At 72.6% G+C, this 21,680-nt stretch carries 21 protein-coding genes and 1 tRNA gene; 9 read left to right on the top strand and 13 right to left on the bottom strand.

The features are described 5' to 3' along the window. Positions 1–423 precede the first annotated feature (423 nt). From ACWGL3_RS05405 to ACWGL3_RS05385, 5 genes are all read left to right on the top strand, one after another. Complete coding sequence (locus ACWGL3_RS05405) at positions 424–1,371, top strand: DUF5996 family protein (RefSeq protein WP_267945715.1); 948 nt, start codon at positions 424–426, stop codon at positions 1,369–1,371. 332 nt (positions 1,372–1,703) lie between these two features. Continuing rightward, entirely contained in the window at positions 1,704–2,171 is a 468-nt protein-coding gene (locus ACWGL3_RS05400) for a MarR family winged helix-turn-helix transcriptional regulator (RefSeq protein WP_267945716.1), read from the top strand. Between the two features lie 342 nt (positions 2,172–2,513). Continuing rightward, positions 2,514–3,617 (top strand): LLM class flavin-dependent oxidoreductase, encoded by a 1,104-nt coding sequence (locus tag ACWGL3_RS05395; RefSeq protein ID WP_452460929.1) that lies wholly within the window; start codon positions 2,514–2,516, stop codon positions 3,615–3,617. A gap of 172 nt (positions 3,618–3,789) precedes the next feature. After that, complete coding sequence (locus ACWGL3_RS05390; protein ID WP_452460928.1) at positions 3,790–4,188, top strand: GNAT family N-acetyltransferase; 399 nt, start codon at positions 3,790–3,792, stop codon at positions 4,186–4,188. Next, positions 4,185–4,643, top strand: a complete 459-nt coding sequence (locus ACWGL3_RS05385) for a carboxymuconolactone decarboxylase family protein (RefSeq protein ID WP_452460927.1) — start codon at positions 4,185–4,187, stop codon at positions 4,641–4,643. Before ACWGL3_RS05390 ends, ACWGL3_RS05385 begins: the two co-directional genes overlap by 4 nt. A 237-nt stretch (positions 4,644–4,880) precedes the next feature. Here the strand turns inward: ACWGL3_RS05385 and ACWGL3_RS05380 are convergent. Next, a tRNA-Pro gene (locus ACWGL3_RS05380) sits at positions 4,881–4,954 on the bottom strand. A gap of 167 nt (positions 4,955–5,121) precedes the next feature. On the opposite strand from ACWGL3_RS05380, the gene ACWGL3_RS05375 reads away from it, so the two are divergent. Together ACWGL3_RS05375 and ACWGL3_RS05370 are read left to right on the top strand one after the other, a co-directional pair. Next, entirely contained in the window at positions 5,122–6,045 is a 924-nt protein-coding gene (locus ACWGL3_RS05375) for a helix-turn-helix domain-containing protein (protein WP_452460926.1), read from the top strand. Between the two features lie 79 nt (positions 6,046–6,124). Continuing rightward, positions 6,125–6,664 carry a dihydrofolate reductase family protein gene (locus ACWGL3_RS05370; RefSeq protein WP_267945720.1) on the top strand — a complete coding sequence of 180 codons (540 nt, stop codon included), beginning with the start codon at positions 6,125–6,127 and terminating at the stop codon, positions 6,662–6,664. Positions 6,665–6,918: 254 nt separating this feature from the next. On the opposite strand, the gene ACWGL3_RS05365 is transcribed toward ACWGL3_RS05370, so the two are convergent. Beyond that, positions 6,919–7,458 (bottom strand): PadR family transcriptional regulator, encoded by a 540-nt coding sequence (locus ACWGL3_RS05365; protein WP_267945721.1) that lies wholly within the window; start codon positions 7,456–7,458, stop codon positions 6,919–6,921. 123 nt (positions 7,459–7,581) lie between these two features. Between ACWGL3_RS05365 and ACWGL3_RS05360 the strand changes: the two genes are divergently transcribed. Continuing rightward, the gene (locus tag ACWGL3_RS05360) at positions 7,582–8,718 is read left to right on the top strand and encodes a serine hydrolase domain-containing protein (protein WP_452460925.1); all 1,137 of its coding nucleotides are present in this window, start codon (positions 7,582–7,584) and stop codon (positions 8,716–8,718) included. A gap of 31 nt (positions 8,719–8,749) precedes the next feature. On the opposite strand, the gene ACWGL3_RS05355 is transcribed toward ACWGL3_RS05360, so the two are convergent. After that, the gene (locus ACWGL3_RS05355; RefSeq protein ID WP_267945723.1) at positions 8,750–9,247 is read right to left on the bottom strand and encodes a DUF523 domain-containing protein; all 498 of its coding nucleotides are present in this window, start codon (positions 9,245–9,247) and stop codon (positions 8,750–8,752) included. Positions 9,248–9,384: 137 nt separating this feature from the next. On the opposite strand from ACWGL3_RS05355, the gene ACWGL3_RS05350 reads away from it, so the two are divergent. Next, complete coding sequence (locus ACWGL3_RS05350; protein ID WP_267945724.1) at positions 9,385–10,839, top strand: MFS transporter; 1,455 nt, start codon at positions 9,385–9,387, stop codon at positions 10,837–10,839. Positions 10,840–10,973: 134 nt separating this feature from the next. Here the strand turns inward: ACWGL3_RS05350 and der are convergent, their stop codons facing one another. The 10 genes from der to ACWGL3_RS05300 form a co-directional block, all read right to left on the bottom strand. After that, complete coding sequence (der, locus tag ACWGL3_RS05345; protein WP_267945725.1) at positions 10,974–12,410, bottom strand: ribosome biogenesis GTPase Der; 1,437 nt, start codon at positions 12,408–12,410, stop codon at positions 10,974–10,976. 240 nt (positions 12,411–12,650) lie between these two features. Further along, the gene (cmk, locus tag ACWGL3_RS05340; protein ID WP_267945726.1) at positions 12,651–13,346 is read right to left on the bottom strand and encodes a (d)CMP kinase; all 696 of its coding nucleotides are present in this window, start codon (positions 13,344–13,346) and stop codon (positions 12,651–12,653) included. A 208-nt stretch (positions 13,347–13,554) separates the two neighbouring features. Further along, on the bottom strand, positions 13,555–14,775 hold the full coding sequence (locus tag ACWGL3_RS05335) for a prephenate dehydrogenase (protein ID WP_267945727.1): 1,221 nt from the start codon (positions 14,773–14,775) through the stop codon (positions 13,555–13,557). 68 nt (positions 14,776–14,843) lie between these two features. Then, positions 14,844–15,206 (bottom strand): chorismate mutase, encoded by a 363-nt coding sequence (gene aroH, locus ACWGL3_RS05330; RefSeq protein ID WP_267950445.1) that lies wholly within the window; start codon positions 15,204–15,206, stop codon positions 14,844–14,846. 120 nt (positions 15,207–15,326) lie between these two features. Continuing rightward, entirely contained in the window at positions 15,327–17,516 is a 2,190-nt protein-coding gene (locus ACWGL3_RS05325) for a pseudouridine synthase (protein ID WP_267945728.1), read from the bottom strand. After that, a complete protein-coding gene (gene scpB / locus ACWGL3_RS05320) occupies positions 17,503–18,093 on the bottom strand; it encodes an SMC-Scp complex subunit ScpB (protein ID WP_267945729.1) in 591 nt (196 codons plus the stop codon). Before scpB ends, ACWGL3_RS05325 begins: the two co-directional genes overlap by 14 nt. Next, positions 18,090–18,935 carry a segregation and condensation protein A gene (locus tag ACWGL3_RS05315; protein ID WP_267945730.1) on the bottom strand — a complete coding sequence of 282 codons (846 nt, stop codon included), beginning with the start codon at positions 18,933–18,935 and terminating at the stop codon, positions 18,090–18,092. Before ACWGL3_RS05315 ends, scpB begins: the two co-directional genes overlap by 4 nt. A gap of 131 nt (positions 18,936–19,066) precedes the next feature. Beyond that, a complete protein-coding gene (locus ACWGL3_RS05310; RefSeq protein ID WP_267945731.1) occupies positions 19,067–19,450 on the bottom strand; it encodes a hypothetical protein in 384 nt (127 codons plus the stop codon). Next, positions 19,447–20,406 (bottom strand): ParA family protein, encoded by a 960-nt coding sequence (locus ACWGL3_RS05305; protein ID WP_267945732.1) that lies wholly within the window; start codon positions 20,404–20,406, stop codon positions 19,447–19,449. Before ACWGL3_RS05305 ends, ACWGL3_RS05310 begins: the two co-directional genes overlap by 4 nt. A 251-nt stretch (positions 20,407–20,657) precedes the next feature. Then, on the bottom strand, positions 20,658–21,680 hold the full coding sequence (locus ACWGL3_RS05300; RefSeq protein WP_267945733.1) for a site-specific tyrosine recombinase XerD: 1,023 nt from the start codon (positions 21,678–21,680) through the stop codon (positions 20,658–20,660).

Genomic DNA, 21,680 nt, shown 5'->3' with positions numbered 1-21,680 from the left:
ACACGCGTCCTCGGTCGACACGGCTCCGCGGACCGGCCCGACCTCCGCATGGGGACAGCCCTTCGCGTCGGTGACCGCACACCCCCGCCAACTAGGTGATGCGTCACCTAAATTAGCAGCATTGGATGACGTGTCAACCACATGGGAACCAGAATCCCCCGGGCGCAGATCCCCGTCCAGCAAGTTGATCAATCACCTATCGTTCCGATGATGCATCAACTACCATCGGGTGCCTCGCGCCCCCCGGGGGACGCGAGGCACCGCTCATGCGGACGCCGTCGGCCGTCGTGGGGGTGTGGCGGGGACCGACAGAACCACGGCCCGCCCCGCTCCGGAGAAGACGAGGGGTCGGGGCGCCCGTCCGCAGAACACGATCACGACCGCCTCCGCCCTCCGGCGGCACGGCGAAGGAAGCGAGAACCGATGACCAGCCCGTCGAAGACGAACTGGCCGAGCCTGCGGGTCTCGGACTGGACCCCCACACGCGACACCCTGCACATGTGGACCCAGATCGTGGGCAAGATCCGCATGGCCCACGCTCCGCTGATCAACCACTGGTGGCAGGTGACCCTCTACGTCAGCCCGCGCGGGTTGACGACCTCGGCCATCCCGTACCGCACGGGGGCCTTCGAGATCGAGTTCGACTTCGTCGGCCACCGGCTCGAGGTCCGCAGCAGCGACGGCGGCTCGCAGAGCCTCCCACTGCGGCCGATGCCGGTCGCCGAGTTCTACGCCCGGGTCCTGGACATGCTCGACCGGCTCGGGATCGAGGCGCCGATCCGGCCGCGCCCCAACGAGGTCGAGCCGGCGATCCCCTTCGCCGAGGACCACGAGCACGCCTCCTACGACGGCGAGGCGGCCACCCTGTTCTGGCGTCAGCTGCTGCAGGCGAACCGGGTGATCGGCGAGTTCCGGTCGCACTTCGTCGGCAAGGTCAGCCCGGTGCACTTCTTCTGGGGAGCGATGGACCTCGCCTGCACCCGCTTCTCGGGGCGGTCGGCCCCGCCCCACCCGGGCGGAGCGCCCAACTGCGGGGACTGGGTCATGGTCGAGGGCTACTCCCGGGAGCTGTCCAGCTGCGGGTTCTGGCCCGGCGGCGGCGAGGAAGGCGCCTTCTACTCCTACGCCTACCCCGGACCCGAGGGGTTCGCCGATCAGCCGGTCGGCCCCGAAGGCGCGTACTTCAGCACCGAGTTCCAGCAGTTCCTGCTGCCGTACGAGGTCGCCCGCGCCGCGCCCGACCCCGACCGCGCGGTCGCCGAGTTCCTCCGCACCACCTACGAGGCCGCCGCGGACCTCGGACGCTGGGACCGCCCCGCACTGGAGGACGACCCCCTCCGGTGGCACGGAACCCCTGCCTCCCGGGACTGACGACGGCTCTCGGCCGGACCGCCGGACCCCGCCGACAGGCCTCGCCCACGTTCCCGGAGGTCCGGTGCTCGGGCGGAACGGAGAACGGCCACACGCATCGCTGCGCGGTGCCGCCCCCGGAGGAGGGGCGGCACCTGCCATCCACCAGGAGACGGCGAACAGGGTGCGCCGTCGACCGGCGGCAGGACCGCCGCGGACCCCCGACCCCGGAGCCGGAGCGGTACCCGAACCGCAGCGGCCGGGGCGCGTCGCGCACCGCCCCGCAGAGGGCCGCACCTCCGTCGTTCCAGCTCAAGTGGATGAGATGTCAACTTCTTCGTTACACTGCGCCCATGAACGAGACGCCACGCTGGCTGGAGGCGGAGGAGAAGGCCGCTTGGGACAGCTTCATCCGCATGCAGGAGACGCTCATCGGGCGGCTGTCCCGCCTCCTCCAGGCCGATTCCGGGATGTCCGCCTCCGACTACATCGTGCTCGTCAGCCTCACCGGGACGAGTGAGGGGAGGATGCGCCTCCTGGAGCTGGCCAACCGCGTGAACTGGGAGAAGAGCCGAATGTCCCACCAGGTCAGGCGGATGGCCAAGCGTGGGCTCGTGGCCAGGGAGGAATGCCCCGACGACGCCCGCGGAGCATTCGTCGTCGCCACGCCGGCCGGCTACAAGGCGATCGAAGACGCCGCGCCCCTGCACGTCGAGCACGTGCGCCGTCTGTTCGTCGACGCCCTGACCCCGAACCAGCTCAGCACGTTCGCCCGGCTCTCCCAGCGCGTCTCGGACCACATGGAGAAACAGCCGGACTGAGCGGGCGGTACGGAGCCCCCGAGAGCCCGGCCCCGCGCCCGCGGAGAGCCGTTCCTCGCTCCCGAAGCGCCCGGCGGCGGTCCACGGCGGGGAGTGACTGCCCCTACCCGGCCGCGCCGCCCCGCACCGCCTCCGCGGTCGTCGATGCCGCCAGGGCAGTACCGGGCTCGCACCGAGCCGGGATCGTCCGGCAGCGAACGCGTATTTTGTTGATTGATCAACTTAATTTCGAGTAGCATAGTTGACCTATCAACCAAATGACGACGATGCCGCAGCGGAGCGCACACACGGCACCGCGTCCACCAAGGCAGTCGACACAGCGACCACACGGAGATGGATGCGATGCAGTTCGGGATCTTCACCGTCGGTGACGTGACACAGGACCCCGCCACCGGCCGGACACCGACCGAGCACGAGCGGATCAAGGCGATGGTCACCATCGCGCAGAAGGCCGAGGAGGTCGGGATGGACGTGTTCGCGACCGGCGAGCACCACAATCCGCCGTTCGTGCCCTCGTCCCCGACCACCATGCTCGGCTGGATCGCGGCGCGCACCGAGCGGATCGTCCTGTCCACGGCCACCACCCTGATCACCACCAACGACCCGGTGAAGATCGCGGAGGACTACGCCATGCTCCAGCACCTGGCCGACGGACGCGTGGACCTGATGCTGGGCCGCGGCAACACCGGCCCCGTCTACCCGTGGTTCGGCAAGGACATCCGCCAGGGCATCGACCTCGCCATCGAGAACTACGCCCTCCTGCACAAGCTCTGGCGCGAGGACGTCGTCGACTGGGAAGGCCGCTTCCGCACCCCGCTGCAGTCCTTCACCTCCACGCCCCGCCCGCTCGACGGCGTTCCCCCCTTCGTCTGGCACGGCTCCATCCGCTCGCCGGAGATAGCCGAACAGGCGGCCTACTACGGAGACGGCTTCTTCGCCAACAACATCTTCTGGCCCAGGAAGCACTTCCAGAAGCTGATCGGCCTGTACCGCAGGCGCTACGCCCACTACGGCCACGGCACCCCCGAACAGGCCGTCGTCGGCGTCGGCGGCCACGTCTTCATGCGGCCCAGATCCCAGGACGCCGTACGGGAGTTCCGTCCCTACTTCGACCGCTCCCCCCAGATGGGGGGCGGACCGTCACTGGAGCAGTACATGGACGAGACCCCGCTGACCGTCGGCAGCCCTCAGCAGGTCATCGACAAGACCCTCACCTTCCGCGAGAGCTTCGGCGACTACCAGCGCCAGCTGTTCAACGTCGACGGCGTCGGGGTCCCCCTGAAGACCGTGCTGGAGCAGCTCGACATCCTCGGCGAGGAGGTCGTACCGGTCCTGAGGGAGGAGTTTGCCAAGAACCGGCCGGAACACGTGCCCGGGGCGCCCACGCACGCCTCACTGCTCGCCGCTCGCGACGCCGAGGAGGCCTCCGCGACGGCGGCGGGCTGAGGCGCGACGACGGACTCGCGCGGCAGGTTCCCGCTCCGGGCGGCAGGAGCCCGCCGCCCCACGCCCGGCCCGCGGACGGGCCGCCCGACCGGTGCCCGCCCCGCCCGGACCGGGGCGCCGCCGTGTCCGCCACCGACCGACCCGAACACCATCCCCACCAGAGAGGTCCGCCATGAGCGAGCCACAGACCGACAGGACCGGCGCCGTCGTACACGTCGCGCTGGACGAGACACGCGCCGTCAGCGCCTACACCGTGCGTCTGGACGACGGCACCCTCGCCGGACGCGCGGACTTCGTCGACCCGCCCGGGGTACCCGGCGAGCGCGTCTTCTTCCACACCGAGGTCGCACCGGAGTTCGGCGGCCGGGGCCTGGCCGGGCTGCTGGTCGGTGAGGCACTGGCCGACAGCATCCGCAGGAACCTCACCGTCGTCCCCGTGTGCCCGCTCTTCGCCAAGCACCTGCGCAAGCACGGTGACGAGTACACGGCCCGGGGCGGACGGGTCCGCCGACCGAGGCCGGCCGACCTCGCCCTGGTCGAGGAGACGGTCAAGGACAGGGGTGACGCATGAACGCGGAGCGCCCCTACATCGACAAGGAGCACCCCGAGGTCTACGGGGCGATGGTCAAGGCGGCCGCGGCCTCCCGGTCCGCGGCACGAGAGGCCGGTCTGGGCGACGACACCCTCGAACTGATCAACATCCGGGTGTCCCAGATCAACGGATGTCCGACCTGCCTGGGCATCCACTCCGCCAAGGCACGCAAGGCAGGAGTGGCGCAGGGCACTCTGGACGTGCTGCCGGCCTGGCGCGAGGTCGCGGCGTTCACCGATGAGCAGAGGGCCGCGCTGGAGCTGGCGGAGTCCTTGACGGTGATCGATCCGACGATCGACCGACAGGCCCTCAACGCTCGTGCGGCGGCCCATCTGACCACCGCCCAGATCTCCGCGGTGGAGTGGACGGCCACCCTCATCAACGCGTTCAACCGCATCTCGATCGCCAGCGGGCACCCGGTGCTCGGACAGTAGGAGGAGGCGGTTCCCACCGCCGTGGCGGCCCCTGGTCCGACCAGGACGCCACGGCGGTGGGAGACGACCGTCTCCCACCGTCCACCGGGAGGAACTCGGGAGCCACGAGCGTCCGCCGCCCCCACGACGCGGGCCGACGATCCGCATCACCCCGGTCCACCCCCGCCCCGACCCCACCGGGAACGCAGAGAAGGGCCCACCTGATGGTGGACCCTTCTCTGACCTGCTATTCCTCTGTCGGGACGGCGGGATTTGAACCCACGACCCCTTGACCCCCAGTCAAGTGCGCTACCAAACTGCGCTACGTCCCGGCCGCTGGGCGGGCACCGTCTCCGGCCCCGCCGACGGAGAAGACTCTACCGCATCCGCCGGGACGTCCGCACCACGATTCGCCCCGCGCGGCCGGACCCGCCGCCGCGCGCCAGGGAGGGCAAGTTCGGTCAGGCGAACCCGGCGACGCCCGGAACATACTGGTCACATGACCGAGTCCACCTCCGGACGGGACCGTCTCCGGGAACTGCTCGACGCCGTCCTGGACGAGGAGAACCCCCGCCTCACCGACATGGCGGAGCACGCGTTCGCCTCCCCGTTCCACTTCACACGCCGCATGACCCGCGACACCGGGGAGGCCCCGGTCGCCCTCCGCCGCAGGGTCCTCCTGGAGCGCGCGGCCTGGCAGATCGGCCAGGGGAGCACCGTGACCGACGCCGCGTTCGCCGCGGGCTACCGGTCCGTCGAGGGCTTCATCCGCGCCTTCGGGCGCGCGTACGGGCATCCTCCCGGGGCCACCACACCGGGGAGCGCCACGTGGCTGCCCTCGCCGAACGGCATCCACTTCCACCCGCCGATCCACCTGTGGATCGAGGAGAACCCGAAGAAGGACACCGGCATGGACGTCCTCGCCCTCCAGATCCACCACGACGTCGACGACACCGCCCACCTGCTCCGCCTCGCCGCGTCGCTCCCCGAGGAGGTCTACCGGGAGGTGCGCGCCCCCGGGAGCACCGTCCTGGCGTGGGACGGCCCCGAGGAGTCGATCGCGGCCGTCCTCGAACGCCTGGTGCGGGCGAAGGAGGTGTGGCTCGCCTCGATCGAGGCCGCCGACCAGCCCGAACAGGGGGCGGACGATCCCGCGGCGCTCCTCGAACGGCACGAGGACGCGGCGGCGCGGTGGATCGCGGCCGTCAACGACATCGGCCGCCGCGGCGCCTGGGGCGACCGCCTGGTGGACGCCCTGTGCGACCCGCCGGAGAGCTTCGTCATCGGCAGCGTCGTCGCCCACGTCCTCACCTTCTCCGCGCACCGCAGGCAGCTCGTCCGGCAGATGCTGCGCTCCGCGGGCGTGGAGGTGGACCACGGCGACCCCATCGAGTGGCTCCAGGGCCGCCACCACGACCGGTAGGCCCGGAGCGCGCACCGCCGGGGCGCAGGGACCGGCACGACGGCCGCCGCCCCGGACGGCGGCACCACGGAGGAAGAACATGACCAGGACGATCTACAACACCGCAACCAGCCTCGACGGGTTCATCGCCACCGACGACCACTCCCTGGAGTGGCTGTTCGCCGCGGACCCGGGGGAGGCGAACAACGAGCACGCCGACTTCATGAAGAACGTGGGGGCGCTGGTCTCGGGCGCCCACACCTACGAGTGGATCCTGCGCCACGAGGGGGACGAGGCCTGGCCCTACGCCATCCCCTCCTGGGTGCTCACCCACCGCGACCTGCCCCGCGTCGAGGGCGACCTGCGCTTCGCGAGCGCCGACAGCGACCAGGAGCTGCGGGACCTGCACGCGGAGATGGTCGGGGCCGCCGGCGGACGCGACGTGTGGGTGGTCGGCGGGGGCGGGATCGCCGGGCGGTTCGCGGAACTCGGGCTGCTCGACGAGGTGGTCGTGTCCATCGCGCCCGTCACCCTGGGGTCGGGGGCTCCGCTCCTGGCCGGCCGGGTCGACCTCAGGGTCGTGGAGGTCCACCGCGCCGGGGACTTCGCCTGCGCCCGGTACGAGGTCGTCCGGCCCTAGGGCGTGTTCCGTGGATGCTGTCCGTCGCGAGCGGCGCATCCGGTGCGTTCATCGCAAGGCCGAAGAAGGAGTCGGGGTGGGGTCCTGTCGACAGATGAGAACGCCGCGAGGGGCGTGCCGGGGCGACGCGCAGCAGGGCGAGTGTCCGCGGAACACGCCCTAGCCCGGCCTCCCGGGGCGTCCTCGCGGCCCTGTCCGCGCGGACGCCCCGCCGGCCGGTCGCGCACGCGCCCCCGGCCGGGACCGCGTCGGCCTCAGCGGTCCGACCGCTCCTGCCGGTCGGCGCGGGCGCGGAACCAGTCGAGCATGAACCGCTGCGAGGCGATGCCGTAGTCGAGTGCCGCGCGCTGGTGGGCGACGATGTCGCGGTGCTCCTCCGCGACGTCCGTCGCGTCGAGGCCCCTGTCGAGGTCGGAGAGGGCGGCGAGGTCGTTCTCGATGCGCGCCGTGATGCGGCGCAGGACCGGCGCGCGTTCGTCCGGCTCCAGCAGTCCGAGGAAGAAGAGCCTGGACAGCGCCGCGGTCTCCAGGTCGGATCCGGTCGGATCCCCCGTCATCCAGGCGCGGAACTCCTCGCGGCCCGCGCCGGTCACGCGGTACACCTTGCGGCCCCGGCCCCCGGGCTCGACGCTGGCGACCTCGATGGCCCCCCGGGCGAGCAGGGAGTCGAGCGCACGCCTGATACTGCCGGAACTGGCGCTGTAGAAGAGCGCGACGCCGGCCTCGAACCCCTTGATGAGGTCGTAGAAGCTCTGCGGGGCGATCAGGAGCAGTCCGAGGATCACGTGGGCCATGGGACGAGTGTAGACCCGTTGACTCTCATAGACATGTCTAATAGTCATATAGAGACCGTCGGTCCCCGGACCCGGACGCCGAAGGCACGGCGACGGGCCGCCCCCCGCACACCAGGAGCCCGCGTGACACCACCGCCCGCCACCACCCGCGCCCAGGACAACCGGGTGCCCCCCGGCGTCGACGACCGCCTGACGCGCCTGCTGGAGAACCTCGTCGCGCGGCCCGGCATCCACCACGCCAACCTCGCCCTCGCGAGCGGCGACGGCGGGCTGCGCTGGTCCGCCGCCTCAGGGCCCGCCGACGACCGGCCGCCGCGCCCCGACACCCCCTTCTTCGTCGCGAGCGTCACCAAGCGCTTCATCGTCACCCTGGTGCTCCAGGCGCACGAGCGCGGCGAACTCGACCTGGCCGCGCCGATCGGCCGGTACCTGCCCCCGGAGGTGCTCACCGGGCTCCACGTCCTCCGGGGCACGGACCACACGTCCGCGATCACGGTCCGCCACCTGGCGAGCCACACGTCGGGGCTGCCCGACCACTTCGAGAGGCGCCGAGGCGGCCCGAGCCTGTACGAGCACCTCGGCCGGGGCCGGGACCTGGCCTGGACGTTCGAGGACACGGTACGGACCACACGCGAACTGCAGCGCCCCCACTTCGCGCCGCAGGACCTCGACGCGCCCCGGCAGAAGGCCCGCTACTCCGACACCGGGTTCCAGCTGCTCATCCGCATCGTGGAGACGGTGACCGGCCGGCCGTTCGCCGTCCTGCTGACCGAACGCGTCCTCGCCCCGCTCGGCCTGGCCCACACCTGGCTACCGGGGCACCGACCGCCGGACCCGGCGACCGCCGAGCCCTCGCCCCTCCACACGGGACGGCGCTCCGTCCGGCTGGACTCGCTGATCGCCTCCTCCAACGACCTGTTCAGCACCACCGCGGACCTTCTCGCCTTCCAGAGGGCGCTGCTCGGCGGCGAACTCCTCGGGGAGGCCCGCTCGCTGGCCGCGCTCACCGAGCGGCGCAACCGGCTGCGCAACATTCCCGTCCTCCGGTACGGCCTGGGCACCATGTTCTTCACCGTGGGACGGCTCGCGTCCCCGGTGGGCCGTCCCGTCACCCTCGTGGGCCACTCGGGGGCCACCGGGACGTGGCTCTTCCACTGCCCCGAACTGGACCTGCATCTGGTCGGCACCGTCGACCAGACCAGGGGGCAGGCCGTCCCCTTCCGGCTCATGGCGCGGTGCCTGGGAGCCTGGCGCACATGAGGACCGCCCCGCCGGACCGCGTCCCCGGCCCTCAGGCGCGTTCGGCGGCGTCCAGGTACCCGGCCGCCTCGGCGACCTCGTCCTCGTTGAAGACCGCGACGCCGTGGTCCCTCAGCAGCTGGGCCGTCACCCCCGCGCCCGCCAGCTTGCGTCCGCCGAAGGTCCCGTCGTACACCTCGCGGGATCCGCAGGACGGGCTGGACTCCTTGAGGACCGCCACCTCCACCCCGTGCTCCCGGGCGGTGGCGAGGGCCGCGCGGGCGCCCCGCACGAAGTGCTCGGTCACGTCCGCGCCCTCGGGGGTGAGGATGCGCGCCCGTCCGGCGAGCACGTCGGCCGCCGTCGCTCCGGGCTCGATCTCCGCGGGCGGGCGGGGCACGGGCAGCCCGCCGGCGATCTCGGGGCAGTGCACCACGAGCCGCCCCTCCTCCCGCCAGCGCGCGACCCGGTCGTCCCCGATCGCCTTGGAACGCCCGTCGTAGCGCACCCTGCGCCCCATCAGACAGGCGCTGACCAGTACCTTGCGCATGGGCTCCCTCTCTCCGCTCTCCCCCGCGCTGCCACGCTACCCCGGCGGCGACACGGCCGAACCGCACGGGTTAATCACAAAAAGTGATTAACCTGGTGCTTTGGGTGACACTTGGGTGGACTCACCGAGGGGGAGACGTGAGCGAGTCACAGCCTCAGGGCCGAAAGGCCCTGGAGACGGACCACAGGACGACCCGGAAGGCCGTCACCGCCGCCGCGATCGGCAACGCGACCGAATGGTACGACTTCGGCGTCTACAGCTACCTGGCCGTCACCATCGGGCTGGTGTTCTACCCCTCGCAGTCCCAGGGCGTGCAGCTCATCGCCACCTTCACCACGTTCGCCGCCGCCTTCCTGGTCCGCCCCCTGGGCGGCCTGTTCTTCGGCCCCCTGGGCGACCGCATCGGCCGCAAGCAGGTCCTCGCCTTCACCATGCTGCTCATGGCCGTGAGCACCTTCTCCATCGGGCTCATCCCGTCGGCCGCCACGATCGGCATCGCCGCGCCGGTCCTGCTGCTGGTCGCCCGCATGCTCCAGGGCTTCTCCACCGGCGGCGAGTACGGCGGCGCCACCACCTTCATCGCCGAGTACGCGCCCGACCGGCGCCGCGGGTTCCTGGCCTCCTGGCTGGAGTTCGGCACGGTCAGCGGCTACGTCGGCGGCGCCGGCATCGTCACCCTGATGACCCTGGTGCTGGGGCCGGAGGGCATGCTCGCCTGGGGCTGGCGCATCCCGTTCCTGCTCGCCCTCCCGCTGGGCGGCATCGGCCTCTACCTGCGGCTCAAGCTGGAGGAGACCCCGGTCTTCAACCAGAACACCGAAGGTTTCGCCAAGAACGCCGAGGGCGGGCACCGCAAGGGCCAGCTCCGGGAGACGGTCGTCGGCCAGTGGCGGACCATCCTCCTGTGCATCGGACTCGTGATGGTCTTCAACGTCAACAACTACATGGTGACCGCGTACATGCCCACCTACCTGGAGGCCGAGCTCGGCTACAGCGCCTCGCTCGCACTGGTCATGACCCTGGCCGCCATGGTGCTGATGCTGGTCGGGGTCACCCAGTTCGGGCGCCTCAGCGACCGGGTGGGGCGCAGGCCCGTCCTCGCCTCCGGGAGCCTCCTCTCGATCGTGCTGGCCCTGCCCGCGTTCTGGCTGCTGCAACAGGCCGGCGTGTGGGCCGTCGCCCTGGGCATGGTCCTCCTGGCGGTGACCCTGGTGCACTTCTCCGGAGCGGCCCCCTCCACCCTGCCCGCGTTCTTCCCCACCAAGGTGCGCTACGGCGCCCTGGCGATCAGCTTCAACGTGTCGGTGGCGCTGTTCGGCGGCACCACGCCGCTGATCGCGGAGACGCTCGTGCAGTCCACCGGGAACCTCTACTCCCCGGCCTGGCTGCTGATGATCGCGGGCGTGGTGGGACTCGTGGTGGTGTGGCACATGGACGAGAGCGCGAACCGGCCGCTCCCGGGCGCGCCCGCCATGGAGTCCGCGCCCCGCACCGCGCGGGACGGCACCCGCCTGCCCTACCCGAGGCCGAGCGGGGAGTCGGGGAAGTTCGTCCCGCCGAGCAACGTGCGCAGGCTGCCCTCCGACTCCTGACCGTGCCCGGCCCGGCAGCGTGCCCGGGGACACCCCGGCACACGACGAGGGGGAGCCTCTCCGTCGGAGAGGCTCCCCCTGTGCGTGCGGACGCCCCGGCTGTCGCGGGCCCGGGACGGGCCGCGCGACACCGCTCAGCGGCGCCGGTGCTTGCGGTCCGGACGCACGCTGCCCTTGGAGGCACGGCCCGGCGTCGCGCCCTTCTTCTCACGGATGCGCATGCTGATGTGCACCGGGGAGCCGTCGAACCCGAAGTCCTCCCGCAGGCGCCGCTCGATGAAGCGGCGGTAGTTGTCCTCCAGGAACCCGGTGGTGAAGAGGACGAAGTGCGGCGGGCGCGAACCCGCCTGCGTCGCGAACAGGATCTTGGGCTGCTTGCCGCCGCGCACCGGCGGCGGGGTCGCGGCCACGAGGTCCTTGAGCCAGTTGTTCAGCTGACCGGTCGAGATGCGCTGGTTCCACCCCGCCAGGCTGGTCTCGATCGCCGGGACGAGCCGCTCCATGTGGCGGCCGGTCTTCGCCGAGACGTTGACGCGCGGCGCCCAGGAGACGCGCGCCAGCTGGCGGTCGATCTCCTTCTCCAGGTAGTTCCGGCGATCCTCGTCGAGGATGTCCCACTTGTTGAACGCCAGGACCAGGCCGCGCCCGGCCTCCACGACCTGCTCCACGACCCGGATGTCCTGCTCGGCCAGCGGCTCGCTGACGTCCATCAGGACCACGGCGATCTCGGCGCGCTCCAGGGCGGTGCCCGTGCGCATGGTCGCGTAGTAGTCGGCGCCCTGCAGCGCCCGGAACCGGCGGCGGATGCCGGCGGTGTCGATGAACTTCCAGGTCTTGCCGCCGAGGTCGATCAGCTCGTCGACCGCGTCGCGGGTCGTGCCCGCCACGGAGTCCACGACCACCCGGTCCTCACCGGCGAGGCGGTTGAGCAGGCTCGACTTGCCCACGTTGGGGCGTCCGAGCAGGGCGATGCGGGGAGGGCCGTCCTCGCCCTCGTCCTCGGTGTCGCCGACGAGCTGCTCAGGGAAGGCCTCCACGACGGCGTCCAGCAGGTCGCCGGTGCCGCGCCCGTGCAGGGCGCTGATCGGGTAGGGCTGGTCGACGCCCAGCTGCCACAGGGCGAGCGCGTCGGCCTCCTGCATGTTGCCGTCGACCTTGTTGGCGGCCAGGATCACGGGACGCTTCGTGGCGCGCAGGACCCGGGTGACGGCCGCGTCGGCGTCGGTGACGCCCACGGTGGCGTCCACCACGAACAGGATGACGTCGGCGGTCTGCGCGGCGTACTCGGCCTGGCGCGCCACCATGGCGGCCAGCCCGCTGACGCTGGTCTCCCAGCCGCCGGTGTCGACGAGCGTGAACTTGGTGTTCTGCCACTCGGCGTCGTAGGCCACCCGGTCACGGGTCACACCCGGCACATCCTCGACCACGGCCTCGCGGCGGCCGATGATGCGGTTGACCAGGCTGGACTTGCCCACGTTGGGGCGTCCCACCACGGCCACCACGGGGAGGGTCGCGGGTTCGGCGCCGTCCAGCCCCTCATGGCCGACGTCGGAGATGTCGAAGTCACTCATGTACTGCTCCCGGTTCTAGGTCCCCGCGCGCCCAGGATGCGTGCCGCGAGGATGCGAATGGTCGACCTGTCCCGGAGATTCCGGGGCAGGCGTGTCCGCGCGGACGCCGACGGCGTCCGCGTACTGCCACGGGGGAGGAACCCCCGCGGATGTCCGTGTGTTCCCCCGAAGGGGTGTTCGTGACCGGTCCCACCGTGCCGCGGGTCCGCCCCGCGGCCCCGGATCGGCCCGTCCGCCCCGCTAGCGGGCGCCGGCCTCGTCGGCCAGCTTGACGACGAGGGCGACCACCTCGTCCAGGGTCAGCCCGGTGGTGTCGAGCTCGGTGGCGTCGGCGGTCTGCGTCAGGGGCGAGTGGGTCCGGCTGGAGTCCAGCTTGTCGCGCCGGGCCAGGTCGGCCTGGGTGGCGGCGACGTCGCTGGTCCGGACCTCCCTGCTGCGCCGCTGGGCGCGGGCCTCCGGGCTCGCGGTCAGGAACAGCTTGACCGGGGCGTCGGGAGCGACCACGGTCGTGATGTCACGGCCCTCGACCACGATACCCGCACCGGCGGCACGGGCTGCCGCGATGACCTCGCGCTGCGTGCGCACCAGCAGCTCACGGGCCTCGGGTACGGCGGAGACCGCGCTGACGCTGCCCGTGACCTCCTTGCTCCGGATCTCGGCGGCCACGTCGCGGCCGTCGACGGAGACCGAGGGCGCATTGGGGTCGGTGCCCATGGTGATGACGGGGCGCTCGACGGCGGCGGCCACCGCCGCGGCGTCCTCGACGTCCACGCCGTTGTCGAGCATCCACCAGGTCAGCGCGCGGTACATCGCGCCGGTGTCGAGGTACCGCAGGTCCCGCGCCTTGGCCACGCCCCTGGACGTGCTCGACTTGCCCGACCCGGAGGGACCGTCGATCGCGATGACGATGCCCTCGGTGCTGTCCTGCGCGCTCACTGCCGTTGACTCCTGGTGACGTTCACTTGTGCCGACGCCCAAGCGTACCCGTGGCAGCGGCCTGCTCTCGACTGGAATCGGCGGGTTCGTACGGCCCCGGCCGACCGGCGCCGCCCGGGACCGGGGGCGCCCTCGCGGGCGGGCCGGGCCGGAACCAGGCCCGGCGGCCCCGCACCCCGGGAAGGACGCTCCTGTCCCGGGAGGGGTCTCAGACGCCCGGGTGGACCGACCACCCGTCGGCCGCGAGCGATCGCGCGAACGCGTCCACCGCCTCGGGCAGCACGTACAGCTGCGCCACGCCCAGCGGCAGGCCCGGGGTGTGCTCGATGCGCACGTCCTCGATGTTGACCCCCGCGTCCGCCGCGGCGGCGAACAGACGTCCCAGCGTGCCCGGCTCGTCGGGGATGACCACGGGCATCACCGTGTACTCGGGCAGCCGCACCGTGCCGTGCTTGCCGGGGATGCGGCCGTGTCCCGACCTGCCCCGCTCCAGGAGGTCGCGCACCGGGGCGAGGGCCTCCGCCGGGGCCGGCCGGCTCGCCCCCGACGCGCCGGAGGCCGACCCGGCACGGGAGGCCGTGTCCCCGGCCGCGCCGTCCGCCTCCCCCGCCACCTCGCGCAGGGCGTCCGCGGTCGCGACGAGGTCGGCGGCCACCGCGTACAGCACCTCGGAGACCGGGGCCGCGTTGTGCGTGAGGATCTCCGTCCACATGGCGGGGTCGCCGCCCGCCACCCGGGTGACGTCCCGCACGCCCTGTCCCGCCAGGGAGAGGGCTGCGGTGTCGCCCGCCACCAGGCGCGCGGCCACCGCCGACGAGGCCACGTGCGGGGCGTGCGAGACCAGCGCCACGGCGCGGTCGTGCGCCCCGGCGTCCAGCACCAGCGGATCGGCCCCGCACAGGCGGGCGAGCTCCGCCACCGCCGCGACGGTCTCCGGACCGGCCTTGCCCGTGGGGCACAGCGCCCACGAACGGCCCAGGAACAGGTCGGCGCGGGCGGCACCGGGCCCCTGCTTCTCCCGGCCGCCCATCGGGTGCCCGGGAACGAACGTGGCCATGTCGCAGCCCAGCCGCTCGGCCTCGGCGAGCACGCTCGCCTTCACGCTCGCCACGTCCGTGTACACGTGGGCGAGCCCGCGGTCCTGGGCGCGGCGCAGCACCTGCGGGACGACGGCGGGCGGGGCGGCGACGACCGCCACGTCGGCGGGGGCCGCCGACGGGTCGGCGGTCTCGTCCAGGGGCCTGCCGGCGCCCAGGTCGCACGCCAGGCGCAGCGACGCGGGGTCCGGGTCCGTCAGGACGACGTCGACGTCGCGGGCGCGCAGCGCCAGGGCTATCGACGTGCCGATCAGCCCCGCCCCGATCACCGTGACCCGGCGCACCACGTCCCGGCGCCCCCCGTCCCCGACCGTGCCGCTGGTGTCGCCCACTGCTCCCCCGCCTCCGATGTGTGCTGGTCCCCCAAGCCTACGACCTGCCGGGGGAGCCGTTCCGCACCCTACTGCGCGATGTCCAACCGCAGCGCCTGGGCGCCGCGCAGGTACACGTGCTGCAACTCGGCGCGCGGGCGGTCCGTCTCCACGTGCGCCATCAGACGCACCACGCGGGGCAGGGCGTGCGGGACGGCGATCTCGGCCGCGCACATGAGCGGGACGTCGGTGAAGCCGATCTTGCGCGCCGCGAGCGCCGGGAACTCGCTCGTCAGGTCGGGGGTCGCGGTGAACAGGACGCTGATCACGTCGTCGGTCCGCAGGGCGTTGCGCCGCATCACCTCGGAGACCAGTTCGACCGTGGCCTCCAGCACCTGATCGCGTTCGTCCGCGTCCACCTGCACCGCACCCCGGATGGCCCGTACCGCCACGTTCGATCCCGCCTTGTCGTCGTACTCGTCGTTCGCGTGCCGCCCCCGGAAGCGGGAGCGGCGGCCGCCGCCCGGGAGACCCGGGCCGACGACCGCCGTCAACTGTATCTACAGCCGCCCCTACAGACCGGCCGCGGAGTAGAGCTCACTGACCTCGCGAGAGGTCAGGGCCCGCATCGTGCCCAGCTTGAGGGTGTTGAGATCGATCGGACCGACCTGGGTGCGCGCGAGGTCGGCGACCGGGTGGCCGACGGCCTCCATGAGGCGCCGCACGATGTGCTTGCGGCCCTCGTGCAGCCGGATCTCGACGAGCGCCTTGGGGGGCTCGTTCTCGACCACGCGGAAGGAGTCGACCTGGACCGGGCCGTCCTCCAGCTCGATGCCCTTCTGCACCTCGCGCACGACGCGGTGCGGGACCGGGCCCGGCACCATCGCGATGTAGGTCTTGACGACCTTGTAGCGCGGGTGGGTGAGCCGGTTGGCGAGCTCGCCGTCGTTGGTCAGCAGGATGAGACCCTCGGTCTCGGTGTCCAGCCGGCCGACGTGGAAGATCCGCTCCTCGGTCTGACCGGTGTAGTCGGCCAGGGTGGGGCGGCCCTCCGGGTCCCACATGGTGCTGACGACGCCGCGCGGCTTGTTGAGCGCGAAGTACAGCTTGTCCGGGGCGGTCACGACGCGCATGCCGTCCACGCGGATCTCGGAGGCCTCGGGGTTGACCCGGGCTCCGAACCTGCGCACGACCTGCCCGTCCACGCTGACGCGTCCGGCGGCGATCATCTCCTCGCTCGCGCGCCTGCTGGCGACGCCGGCCGCGGCGAGCGCCTTCTGGAGCCGGATGCCGCCCTCGACGTCGGTGTAGGTGTCGCGGCCCTCCTCGGCGCGGTCCTCGTCCTTGGGGTCGAAGTCGGCCCGCAGGGCGTTGAGGCGCTCGCGCGCCGCCTTCGACAGCTGGCTCTCGCTCTTGGGGCCGCCCGGCGTGCCCTCGCGCCCGCCCTGGGCGCGGCGCTCGTCGCGGGCCCGGCTCGCACGGTCCCCGTGGGAACGGCTCTCGCCGCGCCCCCGGTCGTCCCGTCCGCCCCGGTAGCCGCCTCGGTCGCCCTGGTAACCGCCGGAGCGGCTGTCGTCACGGCCGCCGCGGAACTCACGGCGCTCGCCCGAACCCTGACCGGCCGGACGGCTGTCCCGGTCCCCCCGGAAGCCTCCACGGCTGTCGCGGTCGCCACCGAACGAGCGGCGCCCGCCCGCACCCTGGCCGCCGCGGTCGTCGCGACCGCCGCCGGGGCCGCGGCCGCCGCGCTCGAAGCGCCCGCCGCCGCGCTGGTCGTCACGACCGCGGTAGCCACCGCGGTCGCCGCCGGATCGGTTGTCGCGGTCGCCGCCGAAGGAGCGGCGGTCCCCCGCACCCTGGCCGGCGCGGTCGTCGCGACCGCCGCGGTAACCGCCCCTGTCGCCCTGGTGTCCGCCGGGCCGGCTGTCGTCACGGCCGCCGCGGAACTCACGGCGCTCGCCCGAACCCCGGTTGTCGCGGTCCTCGCGACCACCGCGGAAACCGCCCCGGTCGCCGCCGCGGCTGCGGTCGTCACGGCCGCCGCGGAACTCACGGCGCTCGCCCGAACCCTGACCGGCGGGACGGCTGTCCCGGTCCCCCCGGAAGCCGCCACGGCTGTCGCGGTCCCCGCCGAAGGAACGGCCCTCAGCGCGGTCGTCACGGCCCCGGTAGCCGCCGCGGTCGCCACCGGAACGGCTGTCCTCGCGCCCGCCGCGGTAGCCGCCGCGGTCGCCCTGGTAGCCGCCGCGGCCGCGGTCGCGGTCGTCGCGGCCGCCGCCGAAGGAGCGGCGCTCGCCCGAACCCTGGCCGGCGCGGTCCTCGCGCCCGCCGCGGAAACCGCCCCGGTCGCCGCCGCGGCTGTCGCGGTCCCCGCCGAAGGAGCGGCGGTCCCCCGAACCCTGGCCGCCGCGGTAACCACCGCGGTCGCCCTGGTAGCCGCCGGCGCGGTTGTCGTCGCGGCCGCCGCGGTGGCCGCCGGAGCGGCTGTCGCGGTCGCCACCGAAGGAACGGCCCTCGCCGCGGCCCCGGTCGCCTCCGCGGTCCTCACGGCCCCGGTAGCCACCGCGGTCGCCGCCGGAGCGGCTGTCGCGGTCGCCGTGGGGGCGCCGGTCGTCGCGGCCCCGCGGGCCGCGCTCGTCACGCTGACCGCCTCGGGGGCGGTCGTCGCGGCGGCCGTGGCCACCGCGGTTGTCGTAGTCGCCGCGCTCACCGCGCGGGGCGTCGTCCCGCGCACCGCGGGAACTTTCATTAGGTGTGCTCACCGGTGTCGTCTAGACCTTCGATGTCGTCGGGGAGGAACGGCGCCAGATCAGGCAGCTCGTCGAGGCCTCGCAGGCCCAACCGTTCCAGGAAATAGGAGGTGGTCCGATACAGCTGCGCACCGGACTCTGCGTCGTGTCCGGCCTCTTCGATCAGGCCCCTCAGTACGAGGGTACGCATAACTCCGTCACAGTTGACACCGCGTACTGCGGAGACCCTGCCACGGGAGACCGGCTGCCGGTAGGCCACCACCGCCATCGTCTCCAGTGCGGCCTGTGTGAGCCGCACCTCCTGCCCCTCCCGGAGGAAGTGCTCGACGACGTCGGCGCATTCGGGGCGCGTGTACACACGCCACCCGTCGGCCACCGCCCTCAGGTCGAAACCCCGCCCCTGCTCGGTGTATTCCCGGGAGAGGTCCTCCAGTGCCGCGGAGACGACCGTGACGGGGACGTCCAACGCCTTCGCCAGTTCGTACTCCGACACGGGCTGGTCGACCACCATGAGCACGGCCTCCAGGTCGCGCCGCAGGGTGGGCGGGGCCTCGGCCCCGCCCACCCCGATCGTGTCCTCGCAGGTCACTTCCGCTCCTCCCCCGGTTCCACCGCGTCCGTCCCGTCGTACTCGCTCTCCAGCTCGACCTCGCCCTCACCACCGGTCCAGGTGACCAGCAGCTCTCCCAGGGGCTCGGGCTGGTCGAAGCCCACACTGGACGCCCGGTACAGCTCCAGCAGGGCCAGGAACCGGGCGATGACCTCGAAGGTACCGGTGCAGGCCGCCGTGAGCTCGGCGAACGTCAGCCGACCGTGCTCGCGCAGTTCGGCGACCATCAGCTCGCCCTGCTCCTTGACGGAGGTCTTGGTCTGGTGGATGTGGGTGACGGGCACGCTCGGCGCTTCCCGGGGCGTGAACACCAGTCCCGCCAGTGCCGCGAACTCCTGCGGGCCCAGCCGGAAGATCACCTCGGGCCTGAGCGCCGCGAACTGCTCCTCCAGGGGGACGGCGCGCGCGTAGCGGCGCCCCTGGGAGGCCAGCCGGTCGCGCATGAACGAGGCGACCTCCTTGTACGCCCGGTACTGGAGCAGCCGGGCGAACAGCAGGTCGCGGGCCTCCAGCAGGGCCAGGTCGGCCTCGTCCTCGACGTCGCCGCGCGGCAGCAGGCGGGCCGCCTTCAGGTCCAGGAGCGTCGCCGCGACCAGCAGGAAGTTGCTGGCCTGGTCCAGGTCCCAGTCGTCGCCGAACGTGCGGATGTGCGCGATGAACTCGTCGGTGACCTTCGACAGGGACACCTCGGTGATGTCCAGCTTGTGCTTGGAGATCAGCCCCAGGAGCAGGTCGAAGGGCCCCTCGAAGTTCTCCAGGTGCACCTGGAAGGCGTTCTCGTCCACCTCGGAGGTGTCCACCGGGCTCCGCTCAGCCGCCATGGCCGCGACCCCACGTCGTCTCACTCATGCGAACAAGGGTGTCACCGGCCGGACCCCACCGGTGACACCCGCACCCTTTCCGTCGTCGAACCGGCACCCCCTCCGGTACCGGTACGCGTCCCGGCCGCCGCTCAGCCCTCGGTCAGACGGCGTACCAGCATGCTGGCCTGGCCGTTCTCCTCGAAGTCGGCCAACAGCACCGCGACGGCCTCACGGACCAGGCGGCCCCTGTCGGCCGACAGTCCGTGCTCCGCCCTCAGCGAGAGCCGGGTCTGCTCCAGGGCCAGCAGCTCGGGCCCGGAGATGTAGACGGTGATCTTCTCGTCGTGGCGCTGCCGCCCGCTCGGCTTGGGAGCTCCGAGCACCTTGGTGCCGGACGTGCCCCCCGACGTGCGACGCGGCGTCTCGTTCCTTCTGCCCTGCTCCGGTGCCGTGTGCTGGCGTTCGGTCTCTTCCGGCACCTCCTCGGTGCCGCTGGGGCGGAAGAACAGCTCGTCCGCCCCGGGTAGGGTCACGCGCCGTGACCGCTGAGAGGCCACCTCGCCAGCACCTCCTTGGCCAGGTCCCGATAGGCGTTGGCCCCGGCCGAGGTCGAGTCGAACCTGGTGATGGGCTCGCCCGCCACGGTGGCGTCCGGGAAGCGCACGGTGCGGTTGATGACCGTGCCGTAGACCTTGTCGCCGAACCCGTCGATGATCGTGGACAGCACCTCGCGCGCGTGGAGCGTGCGCGGGTCGTACATGGTGCCCAGGAACCCGTCGATGACGAGGTCCTCGTTGAGCCGCTCCTGGACCTTCTGGATCGTGTCCATGAGCAGCGCCACACCGCGCAGCGCGAAGAACTCGCACTCCAGCGGCACGATGACGCCGTCCGCCGCGGTGAGGGCGTTGACGGTGAGCAGCCCCAGCGAGGGCTGGCAGTCGATCAGCACGACGTCGTAGTCGTTGATCACCGGGCGCAGCGCGCGGCCGAGCATCTGCTCGCGCGCCACCTCGCCCACCAGCTGCACCTCGGCCGCCGACAGGTCGATGTTGCTCGGGATCAGGTCCAGTCCGTCGACGTCCGTCTTGAGCAGGACGTCCTCGACCGTCACGTCCCGCTGCATGAGCAGGTTGTAGACGGTCAGGTCCAGCTCGCGCGGGTCGAGCCGGCCCAGTCCGACCGACAGGGCCCCCTGCGGGTCGAAGTCGACCAGCAGGACCCGTCTGCCGTACTCGGCGATGGCCGCACCGAGGTTGATGGTGGTGGTGGTCTTTCCGACCCCGCCCTTTTGGTTACAGAGTGCTACAATCCGTGCCGGGCCGTGTTCGTCCAGCGGCTCTGGCTCCGGATACTTGCGTTCCGGTCTCTTGCTGTGCAGGTCGGCCCCCGTGTTGCGTGTCGTCCCCCAGGGGTTGGTCACCGGGTCGGCGAGTTCCCTCTCGCCGACGGGTGCGGTATGCGCAGCCACGTCGTCCTCCGCCCAGTTCACAACCCTTGACCTCCCCTACGGGCCGACCGGGCCCGAAGGTGCCACACCCCCTGCGCCCGGCGGCCGTCGGAAACTCAATATGTCGACAGCAACGTACCTCTGTGCGGCGACTCTAGATCGCCGACACGGCGCACTTCAACGAAACGCATGGGTAGAATCCCACGCCTTCGCCTCCGGGGGAAATCGGGCCGGGCAGGCCCGTTGTTCCACTTCGCCCGCCGGACAGGCCTTTTCGTCGACATAGCGCCACGTCAGCGCCGTGCACGCGGATGACTCGAGGCATACACCTCACGCAAACGCTCCACCGTCACAAGTGTGTAGATCTGCGTGGTGGTGACCGAACTGTGCCCCAGTAACTCCTGTACGACGCGGATATCGGCGCCCCCGTCGAGCAGGTGCGTGGCGAAGGAGTGCCGCAGGGTGTGCGGTGAGACACCCCCGGCCCCGGCGCGCTCCGCGACGGCCGCCAGCACCCCCCAGCCGCCCTGACGGGTCAGCCTCCCCCCGCGGGCGTTGAGGAACAGGGCCGGCCCGCCCCGACCCGAGGAGGCCAGGGAGGGGCGGGCCCGCACCAGGTACGCGGACAGCGCCCGCCGGGCGTAGGAGCCCAGGGGGACCACGCGCTCCCTGCCGCCCTTGCCGCGGAACCGCACCAGGCCGACCGCCTCGTCCCCGCCGACCGCGTCGGCGACGTCGTCCACGTCCAGCCCGACCGCCTCGGAGATGCGCGCGCCCGTCCCGTACAGGACCTCCAGCAGGGCGCGGTCGCGCAGGGCGAGCAGCGCGGAGCGGTCCCCGGCGGGCGGGGCCGGGGCTCCGTCGGCCGGGCCCGCCGCGGCCAGGATGCGCTCCACCGTGTCCAGCGGCACCGCCTTGGGAAGCCGCATCGGCGGGGTCGGCGGGGACACATCCGCCGCGGGGTCGCTCCCGGCCCACCCCTCGCGCACGGCGAACCGGTGCAGACCGCGCACCGCGGCCAGGGCCCGCCCGGCCGACGCCGCGCCGAGCGGCGGACGCCCCTCCCCGCCCTCCCGCAGCGCACGCAGGAACCCGCCCACGTGGGCGGGTCCGACGCCCTCCGGGGAGGCGACCCCGGCGGAGGCCAGGTACTCGGAGTACCTTCGCAGGTCGCGGCGGTACGCCAGCAGGGTGTTCGCGGCCAGTGCGCGCTCGGCGCTGAGGTGGTCCAGGAACGCCGCGCACACCTGTGCCAGCGGCCCGGCGTCCGCGGGGTCGCCGCCCGCGCCGGGGCGCGCCCCCCTCCCCTGCGGCAC

The sequence above is a fragment of the Nocardiopsis sp. NPDC055824 genome (assembly GCF_053616335.1).
The sequence above is the reverse complement of the archived record's forward strand: the minus strand, read 5'-3'. Positions and strand labels throughout refer to the sequence as shown.